Raw genomic sequence first — 15,969 nt, 5'->3', positions numbered from 1 at the left:
CGCGCTTTATAGAGGTATAGATGAAGTTTATATTTTTGAAAAATTACTTTAATTCATAAATACAATAGTTGTTATTTAGAAAACATACAGGTGTGAGTGTGTATAGTGGCGATATCACAAATTAAAAATTGTACTTAGATAGTCAGACAGATCACAAGCCCCCGCTTATTAAAGATGTTTTATACTTAATTCTCTATTTAAAATAATTCGATAAAAAAAGCTTATTCCTAGAATTTTAGGAATAAGCCTTTGCATTAGATTTGAATTTTTCTAATTCTATTCTTAAATTAACTACATTAAAGTATGTTGTACATCAATCATTACTTACTAATATATACTTCTTATTCTTCTACTCTACTCCAACCTTTTTTAGTAAGCGTGATTTTACCAGTTTCAATATTAATTATTTTCTTCTTATATAAATGACCAATAGCACGTTTGAATGAGCCTTTACTCATATTGAACACTTCTTTAATGGCTTCAGGACTGGATTTATCCCAAAATGGTAATTCGCCATCATATTCTACGAGTAGATCGAAAATAACTTGTCCATCATCGTCTAAACGTTCATGAGCTAGCGGTAAGAATGAACCATTGAGTTCACCTTTATCATTATGTCCGATGATACGCACTTCAACTTTCTCTCCTAAACGAGGTTCTTGCTTACGTTCAGATTCATGGACGAAAATTTTGTAGCCATCTTCACTCAATAAGAAACTTCCTACTCTTAATAAGCGATATGCTCGTGCTTCAATCATTTCATTTTGTTTACTATCATCCATTACTGGTGTGAACATACCTTCAACAATTGTTTCACTAGCGAGGCGTCCAAACATCTGATTATTACTATCAATTCTTAGAGTAACAAGGAGGTAATCTCCAGCTTGAGGCCATAATTCTTTAATTTTTGGTAGGTCTTCCCATGGAACTAACACTTCACGTGGAAGCCCTACATCAATACGTGCACCGTCACGGTCAGTTTTTAAAACTTTTGCAAAATCATATTTATCTTTGGTGATATCAGGCATGTTTTGTGTTGCAAACAGTTCACCTGAACGGTTTGGATAGACAAAGAAGCTATACTCTTCCCCTATTTCAAATTCGTCTTCATCGGCTACTTCTGATTGATTAAGTTTAACTTGTTCCCCATTGGGCCCCTTTAATAAATAAGTTGAGCCTTGTAAGCCCTCAACTTCTAAAAATTCTATTGAACCTACGATATCTTTATCTAATGCCATTATTTTCTCCTTATACTAATGTGATTTCTAAATTTCATTATTGTTTCTTCTATATAAATAGTTATTTTCAAAATTAAAATAAATGATTCACTACGATAAAATTCCTTTTAATTATAACATGAGTCACTTATTCTATCATTACTATGTCAACGTGGTCGAAACTCCTACTATTATATGATATAATTTCTCCGTTAGAATAACGATAAAGGAGCAAATGCATGTTACAAGTAACTGATGTAAGTTTACGTTTCGGAGATCGTAAACTATTTGAAGATGTAAATATAAAATTTACTGAAGGTAATTGTTATGGCTTAATTGGTGCTAATGGTGCTGGTAAATCAACATTTCTTAAAATTTTATCTGGCGAAATTGATTCGCAAACAGGTCATGTTTCATTAGGAAAAGATGAACGTCTAGCAGTATTAAAGCAAGATCACTTCGCATATGAAGATGAACGCGTATTAGATGTCGTAATTAAAGGATATGAGCGTTTATATGAAGTTATGAAAGAAAAAGATGAGATTTATATGAAGCCAGATTTTAGTGACGAAGATGGTATTCGTGCTGCAGAACTTGAAGGTGAATTTGCAGAAATGAATGGCTGGAACGCAGAAGCCGATGCTGCTAACCTACTTTCTGGTTTAGTTATTCAAGCAGATTTACATGACAGAAAAATGTCTGAACTTGAAAACAATCAAAAAGTAAAAGTATTATTAGCGCAAAGTTTATTTGGCGATCCCGATGTACTTCTACTAGACGAGCCTACTAACGGTTTAGATATCCCTGCAATTAGCTGGTTAGAAGATTTCTTAATTAACTTTGAAAATACAGTTATTGTTGTATCCCACGACCGTCACTTCTTAAATAACGTATGTACGCACATTGCTGACTTAGACTACGGTAAGATCAAACTATATGTAGGTAACTATGATTTCTGGTATCAATCAAGTCAGTTAGCCCAAAAAATGGCTCAAGAACAAAATAAGAAAAAAGAAGAAAAAATTAAGGAATTGCAAGATTTCATTGCACGATTCTCTGCGAATGCTTCTAAATCAAAACAAGCTACAAGTCGTAAGAAACAATTAGAAAAAATTGAATTAGATGATATTCAACCATCTTCAAGAAGATATCCATATGTTAAATTTACTCCTGAACGTGAAATTGGAAATGATTTATTAACTGTTGAAAATCTATCTAAAACAATTGACGGCGAAAAAGTATTAGATAATGTTTCATTCACAATGAATCCTAACGATAAAGCTATTTTAATTGGTGATAGTGAGATTGCCAAAACAACATTGCTTAAAATTTTAGCTGGTGAAATGGAACCAGATGAAGGAACATTTAAATGGGGTGTCACTACTTCCCTTAGCTATTTCCCTAAAGATAATTCAGAGTTCTTTGATGGCGTCGACATGAACTTAGTTGATTGGTTAAGACAATATGCGCCTGAAGATGAACAAACTGAAACATTTTTACGTGGTTTCTTAGGTCGTATGCTATTTAGCGGAGAAGAAGTTAAGAAGAAGGCAAGTGTTCTATCCGGTGGTGAAAAAGTTCGTTGTATGTTAAGTAAAATGATGTTATCAAGTGCTAACGTTTTATTACTAGACGAACCTACAAACCATTTAGACCTAGAAAGTATCACTGCAGTTAATGATGGATTGAAATCATTTAAAGGTTCTATCATCTTCACTTCATATGACTTCGAGTTCATCAATACAATTGCAAACCGTGTTATCGATTTAAATCAACCAGGTGGTTTATCTAAAGAAGTTCCTTATGAAGAATATCTTCAAGAAATTGGTGTTTTACAAAATAGTTAATAAATTTTCTTTAACTCTAGAGCATCTTCATGATTCTCTAGAGTTTTTCTTTTGGAAATTGATATTTAAGCAATCAATAATAAAGTTTTATTTATAATAAATCACAAATTGTGTTATATTACTCTTAAATTTTCAGTATATTTTTAAAAATCTAACATATCGGTTTACAGAGATATACACTCTATGTATAATAAACTCATATCAATTGAATAAGATTTTGATGAGGAGCATCAATCATGAGTAAATTTTAGTATTTTGTCTGCTAACAACTAATTTTGAAAGGGTGCGATGCCGAAACAATTCATAATAGCAGTTATGAGTCGTTGGACTTTTTGGTTAAGAGCTGAAAGTTTGTCATTATTACTAAATAATGGAGTGCATCACTTGTACATAAATGTAGAGCAAGTTCGCGCATTCCGAACTTGTTCTTTTTTTATATCGTGTGAGCCTCCCCTAATTTTAGGAGGACTGAAATTGAACAGAAGTGTTTTGAAATTTGGCGGGTCTTCCGTCAGTGATTTTACAAAGATAAAAAATATTGCTGAAATGCTTAAAACACGAGTTGAACAGGGAGAAGAATTAATCGTTGTAGTTAGTGCAATGGGTAAAACAACTGATCAATTAATGGAAAATGTGTCAACGTTGACTTCTACACCTAAAGATCAAGAACTTGCCCTACTACTTACTACGGGTGAACAACAGACAGTCTCCTATCTTTCAATGGTACTTAATGATATTGGTGTAAAAGCCAAAGCAATGACTGGATACCAAGCAGGTATTAAAACAATTGGTCATCATTTGAAAAGTAAAATTGCAGAGATTAATCCAGATACATTTAATCAAGCATTTGAAAATAACGATGTACTGGTAGTAGCTGGTTTCCAAGGTATAAATGATGAGTTTGAGCTTACTACTTTAGGCCGTGGAGGTTCTGATACTACTGCTGTGGCTCTAGCAGCAAGTAACCAAATCCCTTGCGAGATTTATACTGACGTTGATGGAGTTTATGCAACAGATCCAAGAATATTAAGTCATGCTAAGCGTTTAGAATACGTGTCATATGAAGAAATGATGGAAATGAGTGCGCTTGGTGCTGGAGTACTTGAAACTAGAAGTGTTGAACTTGCTAAAAACTATGAAATCCCCCTTTATTTAGGGAGAACTTTATCAAATGTGAAAGGAACGTGGATTATGTCTAGATCAGATTTATTAGAGAAAAAAGCTGTTACAGGAGTAGCTTTAGATACGCATATGATGCACGTCACAATTAGTTATCCCCTACCTGACAATCGCTTATTAACTCAGTTATTTACTGAGTTAGAGGAAGGTTCTGTCAATGTCGATATGATTTCGCAAATCGTTAATCTCGAAGGATTACAGCTATCATTTTCGATTAAAGATAGTGACGTTAATCAAATTTCATCTATATTGGAAAATCTATCCACTCACTTTGAAGCCTTAGATTATAAAATTAATGAAGAATACGTCAAAATTTCGTTAATTGGATCAGGTATGAGAGATATGTCTGGAGTAGCATCTAAAGCATTTATCACTTTAATCAATTCTGAAATTCCATTCTATCAAACAACGACTTCAGAAATTAGTATTTCATATGTTATTGATGCAGAAAATGGTCAAAAAGCGGTAGAAGAATTATATAACGCATTCGATATCTAAAATTGGTATGATATATTTATAAAGAATTTTCTTAAAATTAACAATATTACAAATGGAGTGACTTTATTATGACAAGATTAGCAGTAGCCGGAGCAACAGGATTAGTAGGAACAAAAATGTTAGAAACATTGGATCGTAAGAATATTCCTTTCGATGAATTAGTACTCTTTTCTTCAGCGCGTTCAGCGGGTAAGGAAGTAGAATTCCAAGGACAAACATATACTGTTCAAGAGTTAACAGATGAAGCAGCAAGTGAACACTTCGACTACGTGTTAATGAGTGCTGGTGGAGGTACAAGTGAACATTTCGCCCCACTATTTGAACAAGCAGGTGCTATCGTCATTGATAACTCTAGTCAATGGAGAATGACCGAAGATGTAGATTTAATTGTTCCCGAAGTGAATGAACCTAAACTAACTCGTGGCATTATTGCTAATCCTAACTGTTCAACAATTCAATCCGTAGTGCCACTTAAAATTTTACAGGATGCATATGGCTTAAAACGTGTTGCTTATACAACATATCAAGCAGTTTCAGGCTCAGGTATCAAGGGTAAAAGAGATTTATCTGAGGGGCCTAATGGAAAAGCTCCTGAAGCGTACCCTCACCCTATTTATAATAATGTGTTACCACATATTGATGTTTTTCTTGAAAATGGCTACACCAAAGAAGAGCAAAAAATGATTGATGAAACAAGAAAAATTTTAAACGATAAAGACCTGAAAGTTACAGCTACTTGTGTACGTGTACCAGTGCAAGACAGTCACAGCATTGAAATTGACGTTACTTTAGATAGAGAAGCTAACGTTAAAGATATCCAAAACCTTTTCGACCAAGATAGCAGAGTTGTACTTGTAGATAATCCTGAAAACAATGAATACCCATTAGCAATTCACTCTACAGGTAAAGACGAAGTCTTTGTAGGCCGTATTCGTAGAGATGATTCATTAGATAACACTTTCCATGTATGGTGTACATCAGACAACTTACTTAAAGGTGCGGCATTAAACGCAGTTCAAGTATTAGAGCAAGTTTTAACTATGAAAGGAGAACGATAATATGACACACATGTTTGAAGGCGTTGGCGTAGCTCTAGCTACACCATTTACTAATAATGAAATTGATTTTGACGCATTAGAAAGACATGTAAAATTTTTATTAGAAAATAACACACAAGCGATTATAGTTAATGGAACAACAGCTGAAAGCCCTACTTTAACAGATCAAGAAAAAGAACAAGTACTTGAAACTGTAATTAAATTAGTTGATAAACGTGTACCTATCATTGCTGGAACTGGTACGAATAATACTCAGAAATCAATTGAAGCCTCTAAAAGAGCTAAAGAAATTGGTGCTGATGCAGTGATGCTTATTACGCCCTATTATAATAAAACAAACCAACGAGGATTAATTAAACACTTTGAGACTATCGCAAATGAAGTAAAATTACCGGTTGTACTTTATAACGTACCATCACGGACGAATATGACGATTGAAGCAGAAACTGTTGAAACATTAAGTCACAACCCTTACATTGTTGCACTTAAAGATGCGACGAATGACTTTGATTATATGGAAGAAGTTAAAAAACGCATTAATGAAGATGAATTTGCATTATATAGTGGCAATGATGACAATGTTGTTGAATTCTATCAACGTGGAGGTAAAGGTGTTATCTCAGTTATTGCAAATGTTATCCCTCAAGAATTTCAAGATTTATACGATGCTAAACAAAGTGGAGAAAATATTTCAAGTCAATTTGAACCTATTGGGCAATTATTAGACTCATTATCTGTGGATGTTAACCCTATTCCTATTAAAGCACTAACGGCACATTTAGGTTTTGGTAATTATGAATTAAGATTACCACTTATCCCATTAGATGACGCAGAGCGTAATGTATTAGAGCAAGCTTATGATCAGTTTAAAGCAGGTGAACATTAATGAAGATTTTACTTATAGGCTATGGAGCGATGAATCAACGAGTTGCTAGACTAGCTGAAGAAAAAAATCATGAGATTGTAGGAGTCATAGATAGAACTCCTAAAGATTCAACACCATACAAGCATTACAATAGTATAGTTGAAGCTCAAGACGTTGCTGATGTAGTGATTGACTTTTCAAACCCTGAATTATTAATACCATTACTAGATGAGTCATTCAATTTACCGTTAGTTATTGCTACAACTGGTGAGAAAGATACGCTCATTCAAAAGCTACAAACATTAGGTCAACATATGCCTGTATTCTTTAGTGCAAATATGAGTTATGGTATACACGCCCTTACTAAGATTTTAGAAACTGCCGTACCCCTACTACAAGATTTTGACATTGAATTAACTGAGGCTCATCACAATAAGAAAGTAGATGCTCCTAGTGGTACATTAGTTAAATTGTATGATGTGATCAAAGAACTTAGAGACCAAGTAACGCCAGTATATGATCGTCATGAGAATACTGAGAAACGTACGAAAGATGAAATTGGTATTCATGCTGTGCGTGGAGGAACAATCGTTGGTGAACATGATATTTTATTCGCTGGCACAGATGAGACAATCACTATTTCTCATAAAGCACAATCTAAAGACATTTTTGCAAATGGTGCCATTGGTGCCGCTGAAAAGTTAATTCATAAAGAAAATGGATATTATACTTTTGATAATTTATAAAAGTAAACAAAGGAGAGGTTTAAATTATGGTACAACATTTATCAGCTCAAGAGATTATTCAATATATCAGTGATGCAAAAAAATCTACACCTTTAAAAGTTTATGCGAATGGTAATTTTGAAGGCGTAACTTTCCCAGAAAGTTTTAAAGTATTTGGATCAGAACATTCTAAAGTTATCTTTTGTGAAGCGGATGACTGGAAACCCTTCTATGAAGAAAATCAAACAAAAATTGAAGATTTAGAAATTGAAATGGATCGACGTAATTCAGCGATTCCGCTTAAAGACTTAACAAACACAAACGCACGTATTGAACCAGGTGCATTCATTCGTGAACAAGCGATTATTGAAGATGGTGCTGTAGTTATGATGGGCGCAACAATAAATATTGGTGCGGTAGTTGGTGAAGGTACAATGGTTGATATGAACGCAACGCTTGGTGGTCGTGCAACAACTGGTAAGAATGTACATGTTGGTGCAGGTGCTGTATTAGCTGGAGTAATTGAGCCCCCTAGCGCCTCTCCAGTGATAATCGAAGATAATGTCTTAATTGGTGCTAATGCAGTTATTCTTGAAGGCGTTCGCGTTGGCGAAGGTGCTATTGTTGCTGCGGGTGCTATTGTAACTCAAGATGTTCCAGCTGGTGCTGTTGTAGCAGGTACCCCTGCTAAAGTAATTAAACAAACATCTGAAGTTGAAGACTCTAAACGTGAAATTGTCTCAGCTTTAAGAAAGTTAAATGATTAATAGCTTGTATGTTTTAATCATTTTCATATAAATGAATGTTAAAGGTTGAAGCAAATGATGATGTTGAACACTCTTATATGTAGGTTCGCACGTTTGTTTCACCTTTTTATTATAACTAAGTAAAAAAGCGTCATCATTACATAATGAATTAAAACAATTTCATATAAGGGATGATTAATATGAGTGAATTAGAATTTGTAACAAAACATAGAAGACATTTACATCAATATCCAGAATTAAGTTTACATGAGTTCGAAACAACGAAGTATATTAAAGAATTTCTTGATAATTTAGGCGTTGAATATGATTGCCCTCTTGAAACCGGAGCAATAGCGTATTTAGAAGGTCAAAGTAATCATACGATAGCATTTCGTGCTGATATCGATGCTTTACCAATATTTGAGGAAAATGATATCGACTATCGAAGTAAAACGGACAATGTGATGCATGCATGTGGTCATGATGGTCATACAACAGCATTAATGTTATTTGTAAAACGTTGCAAAGCGATGGCGGATAAAGGTGAACTTCCCCACAATGTTGTGTTTATCTTTCAGCCTGCTGAAGAAACTGGTGGTGGTGCTAATCGCTTAATTAGAGCAGGCGCCTTTGAAAAGTACCCTATCGAAGCAGTATTTGGTATTCATGTGAACCCGTTCGCTGAAGAAGGTAAAGTAGTGATTCGTGATGAAGAAATCACTGCAAGTGCGACTGAGTATCGCTTTTATTTAAATGGTTTATCAAGTCATGTGGCTGATAAAGAGCAAGGTCATTCATGTGGTGAAGCGTTACAACATGTCTTAGCACAAGTAGGACAAATACAACAGTACCATCTTAATGGTTTAAAACGTAATATAGTTCATATGGGACATTTTGAAGCTGGTGAAGCTATAAATACAGTACCGAGTCATGGTTATCTTGAAGGTACAATACGCACGTATGATGTAGATGACTTAACTGTGGTTAAACAACAAATGTATAAAATAGCAGAAAGTGTCCAATTACTATTTAATGTAGATTGCCAAGTAAAATTTGAAGAAGGCTATCCTCCTACTATGAATAGTCCTGAACTTCGGAAAAGTGTAGAACAAGCCTTAAATAAGGCTAATCTAGAAGTCATTGATAAACCTACCCCATTCTTATTTGGAGAAGATTTTAGTTTTTATGGACAACAATTAGCTCCTGCATATTTTGTATTTGTAGGCACTCAGAATAAAGCTAAAGGTTATGTTACAGGTTTGCATACCTCTCATTTAAATTTTGATGAAAAGATTTTAATTGATGTAGCAAATTATTATGAAGAATTATTAAGAAATTACAAAGAGGTGTAAGTCAATTGACAGCAATTTGGTCAGTAGATACAGAAGTGTTTTATCAGAATGCTGTAAAAGTTAGAAATGAACAATCAATAATGGCAGTAGTAAAAAATAATGCTTATCATTATGGATTAGAATTTTCAGTTAAAGAGTTTTTAAAAGCAGGCATTCAAACATTTAGTACAACATCATTAAAAGAAGCTATCCGTGTGAGAGAAATCGCACCTCATGCAACTATATTTCTAATGAATGCTGTGTATGAATTTGATACAGTAAGAGAGTATGAAATTCATATGACACTACCCTCTTTAACTTATTATTATGAACACAAAGAGGATTTAAGAAATATACATGTGCATTTAGAATTTGAAAATCTTTTACATCGCTCAGGTTTCAAAGATTTAGAAGAGTTGCATGAAGTTTTAGAAGATCATGCTCAAAATAAAAGTGATAACAAAATGATTATTTCTGGTATATGGACTCACTTTGGATATGCTGATGAGTTCGATGTTCCAGAGTATGATATTGAGAGACAGGCATGGTTAAATGTTCTAAATACTTTGTTGGGTGAAGGTTACTCATTTGATATGATACATGCACAAAATAGTGCAAGTTTTTATCGTGAAGGTCAAGTAGTCCTACCTCACCATACCCATGCACGTGTAGGTATTGCACTTTATGGTTCTAGACCTTATAGCAAATTAAAAGAATCTGAAATTCAACAATCCTTGACAGTTAAAGGTAATGTGATTCAAGTTCGTGAAGTTAATGCTGGAGATTATTGCGGATATAGCTTCGCTTATGAAGCTACTAAGAATCAAACACAATTGGCAGTGGTTGATATTGGGTATGGAGATGGCATCCTCAAATCCAGAGCTCAACATGAGGCGATTATTAATGGTAAACGTTATCCGATTAGAGCGCTAATGATGAGTCATATGTTTGTTGAAGTGGATGATGAAGTTCATGCACAAGATGAAGTAGTATTATATAATAACGATATACGCATCGATGAATTTACTTTTAAAGGTGTGGGCGCAAACTCTGAACAATTAAGCGCTATGAATCATGATTCTCTAATAAAGGAGTACATATAAATGGTAGTCAAATATAATGAGTATGGCGAATTAACAATGGGAGGTACAAGTTTAAAGACTGTAGCTCAAAGCTTTGGTACCCCTACTATCGTATATGATGAAGATCAAATTCGTAATCAAATGCGCAGATATCATAGTGCATTTGAGAAAAGTGGTTTAAAATATAATATTTCTTATGCTTCTAAAGCATTTACTTGTATTCAAATGGTTAAATTAGTGCAAGAAGAAGATTTACAATTAGATGTGGTGTCTGAAGGAGAACTTTATACTGCTCTAGAAGCTGGTTTTGATGCAAACCGTATTCACTTTCACGGTAATAATAAAACTAAGCGAGAAATTCAATACGCATTAGAAAATAATATCGGGTACTTTGTTATAGATGCATTAGAAGAAATTGATTTAATTGATAAATATGCAAGTGATGAAGTGAATATCGTATTACGTGTTAATCCTGGCGTGGAAGCACATACACACGAATTTATACAAACTGGTCAAGAAGATAGTAAGTTTGGTCTATCAATTAAACATGGATTAGCTTTAGAAGCGATTAATAAAGTAAAAGCTTCTAAACACTTACAATTAAAAGGAGTTCACTTCCATGTAGGGTCTCAGATTGAAGGTACCGAAGCTATGATAGAAACTGCTAAGCTTGTGCTTCATTGGTTATCTGAAAATGAAATCAAAGTAGAATTACTTAATTTAGGTGGCGGTTTCGGTATCAAATATGTTGAAGGTGATGAAAGTTTCCCTATTGAAGAAGGCATTGCAGAAATTGCTGATGCAATTAAAGAAACTGCTCATTCACTTAATTATGAAGTGCCTGAAATTGGTATAGAGCCTGGTCGTTCAATTGTTGGTGAAGCAGGAATTACTTTATATGAGGTCGGTACTATAAAGGAAATACCTGAAGTGAATAAATATGTTTCAGTTGATGGAGGTATGAGCGATCATATCCGTACAGCCTTATATGATGCTAAATATCAAGCGTTATTAGTTAATCGTAATGAGGAAGCAGATGATACTGTGACGATTGCAGGTAAACTATGTGAATCCGGTGATATTATCATTAAAAAAGCTAAGTTACCCTCCTCTATTAAGCGTGGAGACTATTTAGCAATTTTATCAACTGGTGCATATCATTATTCAATGGCATCAAATTATAATCAAATGCAGAAGCCATCAGTATTCTTCTTAAAAGATGGAAAAGCACGTGAAGTGATAAAGCGTCAGTCACTAAGACAATTAATAATTAATGATACGAAATGATAGTAAAAATGAGCAAGCGAAACTCACCTACTATAGTATAATTTTAATTTAATGAAAGATGAATTTTAAAACGCCTTGGATAGATGTTGTCTCAACATTTCCAAGGCGTTTTAAGTTCTATTGAAATGAACAAGATTTAAAATTGAATTTTCCTGAATATCGTAATTGCTAAAACATAAAAAATAATTATATAAACAACAGTAATAGTGCTCATTGCTAATAAGCTGAAAATGAAATCTTTATCGGTATTTAAATTTGTAAAATTTGAAGGAAAAAACTTGATTTTATTAATATTGTCTGTAAGCTTTATGACTACATAACATAAAATCATACTGATTATAGTTATCCCAGAATTAAATTTTACAGAAAAAATAACTACATAAAAGATTAAGAATAAATCTGTTAAAAAGATTCCAAGAAGATTTAAGATTAGAGTTTGATTTAATTTATAGTTATTTAACATAAAAGAATGAGAGGAGTATTGATGGTTGTTAACATAAAACAAATAAACTACTAACGTTGATAATAGTAAAATGGATAAGAATATAAAATAACTAGAAATAATAGATGTTAATTTAGAATTAAAAATTTTGTAACGACTTTGATCCTTGTAAAATAAAAGTCTTCCGGTGCTAATTTCGCTATAAAATAGTAATGAAGCTAAATATCCCACAATTATAAGTGATATCATTGCTTTTTGCTGGGTGTCATATATTGCGATAAATAGTTCTAAAAAGCTTACGCTATTTGTTTGAGTTGCTGATAATGAAAGGAAATTACTATTAAGTAATTCAGCTAGAAATATCAAAAGAGGATAAAGTCCGATGAGGTAAAGCAACCAAGTTGCACGAATTTTTGAAATATATAAGAAGTTAAATTTAAACATAATATTACCTACTCTTTATAGAAATATGAAGATAAGAGATTGTCATTACTCTCTATTTTAATTAAGGGATTTTTACCTACTAATTCAAGTAAATTTGTAAGATTTACTTCTTCATCCTTATTAATAATTGTTATTAGATTGTCCTCTATACTTTTGATGAATTTGAAATTAGCTTTTAGTTCCGAAGCATTGCTAATAGAATTCTTGAATATTAACTTTTGAGTGATTATTTTATTCTGTAAGTCAATTTCTTTAATTTTACTGTTTTCTAATAATAGAAATCTATCACAAAGACCTTCTAATTCTTTTAACTGATGGCTAGATATTAAAAATAAAGTGTTTTTTTCTTTTGAAAACTTTTCAATTATATTGTTTAATTCTCTCACGCCTAATGGATCTAGACCTAAAAATGGCTCATCTAATACAGCTACTTTTGGTTGAGTAATTAAACATATAGCTAAACAAAGCCTTTGTTGCATTCCATACGAATAATTTTTCACTTTCTTTCCATTATTTTCTAAATCTACTATATTAAGTATTGATTGAATTTCGTTCATATAGCTAATCTTATTATTAATCTTTAGATAATTTTCAATATTTTGCCTTGCATTTAGCTCAGGATAATATATTTGTCCTATCATGAACGAATCATAGTGTGAGAGTTATGTATATCCATATTGTTGAAATAAACATTTCCTTTAGATGGTAATTGAGTTTTAGCTATAAGTTTCATTAATGTTGATTTTCCAGCCCCATTTGAACCTATAAGCCCCACCTTCTCAACTGCAGATAATTTGAAATTTACATCACATAATACTTCTTTTTTCTTAAAAGATTTATATACATTTTTAAATTCTAGCATTATTTTCACCTCTTTTATGTTTAATAAAAACTACAATCAATTGAGGCATTAAGTAAAAAAAAATAAGAAAATTATCTGAGATAATTCAAGCATATTAAGTAGGTATTATTATAAAACTTAATATAATAGAAAGATTCAGCGATAAATATTCGGAATATTCAGATATCTTCAAGTATGCTATTATACCTATGCTTATATTTAATACAATTACACTAATGATAATGATGCTTATTGATATGAATAAATTAATCAGCTTAAAATTTTCAATTTTAAGATTTACCATTTAATGAAACGACCACGGTAACCAAAATAAAAACGACCAATTGAAACTTGTAATAATTTAAAAGGATTTGGCATAATATTGTCTCCTTTCTCCTACTAATCACTTAAATTATAAAAAAATGGATTAATAAATCAATAAAAAATATATTGCAGACTATATTATTGTAAAGAAGTTTTGTTTCTTTTTGTGCATAAAAAAAGAAAGAAATTAACATCAATTTCTTTCTGAGCTACTGTATGTATTGATATAAAAAAACACCCTACATCTTGGTAAGGTGTTAGTTAAAGTCAATAATTATAATCTATTTATTATAGTTTAACAACGTTTGCAGCTTGAGGACCGCGATCGCCTTCAACTACTTCAAATTCAACTGATTGACCTTCTTCTAATGATTTGTAACCATCTTGGTTGATTGCTGAGAAATGTACGAATACGTCGTTTTCTCCTTCAACTTCGATGAAGCCGAAACCTTTTTCAGCGTTAAACCATTTAACTGTACCTTGTTTCATATTTTTTAAACCTCCAAGACTAAATTCTTTCAATATGCGTTATTCGCATATTACAAAAAATACGTGTGCTTATATGTATGATAAATCCAAATATTCTTTGCAATATGGAATAAAACAATTGCTTAATAATCATTATAGTTTAGTCATAGCTAAATTGCAATACAATTATAGAAAATTATCATTTAATCAATTTTTGTAAGATTAAAATAAACCTCATTATTTTTTAAAATAATAAAACTATAAAATATTTGTAAATCTTCATCGCAATCTTCGCAAAAATTTAAGTCACAGTTGTTATAGAAAGCATAAATGTTATGTTTACCTACTACATAATTATCGAAACAATCCTTACAGTCTTGAAGAAGTTTTGTGTATTTTTCAAGCATTTCTTCGTATGTGTTGAAGTTTAGTGTTTCGATAACTCTTTCAGGCCAATCACTAAATAGCCACCAACCTTCGTAGTCAGCTCTCATTTTTGCAACTGTCCACATGTTTAAAATCCCCTTCCACGGTTAAACCTTTAAACTTAATTGTAACTTTTCAGAATTCAAAATCAAGTTTCAAGGCTCATACTTTTGGCCGATAAATCATATAGCAAATATTAGTTTTTTACAACTAAAGTACGTATAATGAAGTTATGAGGTGATATTATGGAACGTAAACATATTCAAATTTTTGGAACTGTTCAAGGTGTGGGCTTCAGATATTATACTGAACGCATTGCTAACCAATATCACATTAAAGGTACAGTCCAAAATGTTGACGATTATGTAGAAATATATGCTCAAGGTGAAGATAAGGAATTAGAACAATTTATTCAATCTGTAATTAAAGGTGCTTCACCTGCGTCATCAGTATCCGATTATAATATTAAAAATCTAGATATTGATGACTCATTAACAGAATTTAAAACTATATAGACTTTAATATAAAGGAAGATGACATTTGAGATATAACATTTCACGTTTATTTGGAGTGTTAGTAGGCATACCAGTAGCATTTATTGTTTGGATGGTTACTGTTTTCGCATGGGATTTATCATTCCTGATTGATGCTATCGTTGGTGCAGGTGGTTTTCTATTATCGTACTTCCCTACTCAAAGGCTTACTTCACGCAAATATCTTAATGAAATCGGATTGTCACGTAGAGATTATAGATATGTTAGAACTCAGCTTAATCAAGCTCAATTAAAAATTAGAACTATTTTAAAATCATTTATGAACATCAGATCTATAAAAGATTTTAGACAAGTTAATGATATTTACCGTATATCACGTTCTATATATACAAGTATAAAACAACGTCCGGGTATGTTTTTCAAAGTAGAGGGTTTCTTCTATTCTCATCTAGATAATGCTCTGAATCTAGTAGATTCTTATACTCGCCTTTCAAGGATGCCACGTAAATCAAAAGAAGAAAAACAAAAACTAGAACAGACGCGTATTACTCTAGATGAAGTTAAACGTACACTAATTGCTGATTTAAAAAGATTAAATGAAGAAGATTATGAACGATTAGATGTTGAAATGGAATTAAACAAATTAGAACAAGAACGTCGCAAAGATGTATAAGAGAAATGGAGAGATGAATGAG

The 15,969-nt window shown here is 32.3% G+C and carries 15 protein-coding genes, 1 pseudogene and 1 riboswitch; of the genes and pseudogenes, 11 read left to right on the top strand and 5 right to left on the bottom strand.

Translation table 11 applies throughout. The annotated features are described in order from the left end of the window. Window positions 1-341: 341 nt before the first annotated feature. Window positions 342-1,238, bottom strand: a complete 897-nt coding sequence (cvfB, locus tag HMPREF2706_RS07335) for an RNA-binding virulence regulatory protein CvfB (RefSeq protein WP_002433676.1) — start codon at window positions 1,236-1,238, stop codon at window positions 342-344. Window positions 1,239-1,456: 218 nt separating this feature from the next. On the opposite strand from cvfB, the gene HMPREF2706_RS07330 reads away from it, so the two are divergent. From HMPREF2706_RS07330 to lysA, 9 genes are all read left to right on the top strand, one after another. Further along, entirely contained in the window at window positions 1,457-3,064 is a 1,608-nt protein-coding gene (locus tag HMPREF2706_RS07330) for an ABC-F family ATP-binding cassette domain-containing protein (RefSeq protein ID WP_049428625.1), read from the top strand. A gap of 212 nt (window positions 3,065-3,276) precedes the next feature. Beyond that, a riboswitch (Lysine riboswitch) is annotated at window positions 3,277-3,453 on the top strand. Window positions 3,454-3,538: 85 nt separating this feature from the next. Beyond that, the gene (locus tag HMPREF2706_RS07325) at window positions 3,539-4,741 is read left to right on the top strand and encodes an aspartate kinase (protein WP_049428627.1); all 1,203 of its coding nucleotides are present in this window, start codon (window positions 3,539-3,541) and stop codon (window positions 4,739-4,741) included. 68 nt (window positions 4,742-4,809) lie between these two features. After that, on the top strand, window positions 4,810-5,799 hold the full coding sequence (locus HMPREF2706_RS07320; RefSeq protein ID WP_023350298.1) for an aspartate-semialdehyde dehydrogenase: 990 nt from the start codon (window positions 4,810-4,812) through the stop codon (window positions 5,797-5,799). Between the two features lies 1 nt (window position 5,800). Next, the gene (gene dapA / locus HMPREF2706_RS07315) at window positions 5,801-6,685 is read left to right on the top strand and encodes a 4-hydroxy-tetrahydrodipicolinate synthase (RefSeq protein WP_002433548.1); all 885 of its coding nucleotides are present in this window, start codon (window positions 5,801-5,803) and stop codon (window positions 6,683-6,685) included. Further along, window positions 6,685-7,410, top strand: a complete 726-nt coding sequence (gene dapB / locus HMPREF2706_RS07310; protein WP_049428630.1) for a 4-hydroxy-tetrahydrodipicolinate reductase — start codon at window positions 6,685-6,687, stop codon at window positions 7,408-7,410. The genes dapA and dapB overlap by 1 nt, the downstream gene beginning before the upstream one ends. Window positions 7,411-7,436: 26 nt before the next feature. Continuing rightward, the gene (gene dapD, locus HMPREF2706_RS07305) at window positions 7,437-8,156 is read left to right on the top strand and encodes a 2,3,4,5-tetrahydropyridine-2,6-dicarboxylate N-acetyltransferase (protein ID WP_037549025.1); all 720 of its coding nucleotides are present in this window, start codon (window positions 7,437-7,439) and stop codon (window positions 8,154-8,156) included. 179 nt (window positions 8,157-8,335) lie between these two features. Continuing rightward, a complete protein-coding gene (locus HMPREF2706_RS07300) occupies window positions 8,336-9,487 on the top strand; it encodes an amidohydrolase (protein ID WP_049428632.1) in 1,152 nt (383 codons plus the stop codon). A gap of 5 nt (window positions 9,488-9,492) precedes the next feature. Next, a complete protein-coding gene (locus HMPREF2706_RS07295; protein WP_002453220.1) occupies window positions 9,493-10,569 on the top strand; it encodes an alanine racemase in 1,077 nt (358 codons plus the stop codon). Then, complete coding sequence (lysA, locus tag HMPREF2706_RS07290; protein WP_002453221.1) at window positions 10,570-11,835, top strand: diaminopimelate decarboxylase; 1,266 nt, start codon at window positions 10,570-10,572, stop codon at window positions 11,833-11,835. Between the two features lie 136 nt (window positions 11,836-11,971). Here lysA and HMPREF2706_RS07285 read toward each other — a convergent pair whose 3' ends face one another. The 4 genes and pseudogenes from HMPREF2706_RS07285 to msaA all read right to left on the bottom strand — a co-directional run bounded on the left by HMPREF2706_RS07285 (window position 11,972) and on the right by msaA (window position 14,866). Further along, window positions 11,972-12,721 (bottom strand): ABC transporter permease, encoded by a 750-nt coding sequence (locus HMPREF2706_RS07285; protein ID WP_049428635.1) that lies wholly within the window; start codon window positions 12,719-12,721, stop codon window positions 11,972-11,974. Between the two features lie 8 nt (window positions 12,722-12,729). Then, window positions 12,730-13,583: pseudogene (locus HMPREF2706_RS07280) on the bottom strand (ATP-binding cassette domain-containing protein). A 591-nt stretch (window positions 13,584-14,174) separates the two neighbouring features. Further along, on the bottom strand, window positions 14,175-14,375 hold the full coding sequence (cspA, locus tag HMPREF2706_RS07275; protein ID WP_002433901.1) for a cold shock protein CspA: 201 nt from the start codon (window positions 14,373-14,375) through the stop codon (window positions 14,175-14,177). A gap of 182 nt (window positions 14,376-14,557) precedes the next feature. Next, the gene (gene msaA / locus HMPREF2706_RS07270; protein ID WP_070862293.1) at window positions 14,558-14,866 is read right to left on the bottom strand and encodes a regulatory protein MsaA; all 309 of its coding nucleotides are present in this window, start codon (window positions 14,864-14,866) and stop codon (window positions 14,558-14,560) included. A 159-nt stretch (window positions 14,867-15,025) separates the two neighbouring features. Here msaA and HMPREF2706_RS07265 point away from each other — a divergent pair, with 159 nt between their 5' ends. Together HMPREF2706_RS07265 and HMPREF2706_RS07260 are read left to right on the top strand one after the other, a co-directional pair. Next, on the top strand, window positions 15,026-15,295 hold the full coding sequence (locus HMPREF2706_RS07265; protein ID WP_049428637.1) for an acylphosphatase: 270 nt from the start codon (window positions 15,026-15,028) through the stop codon (window positions 15,293-15,295). Window positions 15,296-15,320: 25 nt separating this feature from the next. Next, a complete protein-coding gene (locus tag HMPREF2706_RS07260) occupies window positions 15,321-15,947 on the top strand; it encodes a 5-bromo-4-chloroindolyl phosphate hydrolysis family protein (protein ID WP_023350290.1) in 627 nt (208 codons plus the stop codon). The last annotated feature ends 22 nt before the right edge of the window (window positions 15,948-15,969 follow it).

The sequence above is a fragment of the Staphylococcus sp. HMSC067F07 genome (assembly GCF_001837405.1).
In the GTDB taxonomy this organism is placed as follows: Bacteria; Bacillota; Bacilli; order Staphylococcales; family Staphylococcaceae; genus Staphylococcus; species Staphylococcus capitis.
The sequence above is the reverse complement of the archived record's forward strand: the minus strand, read 5'-3'. Positions and strand labels throughout refer to the sequence as shown.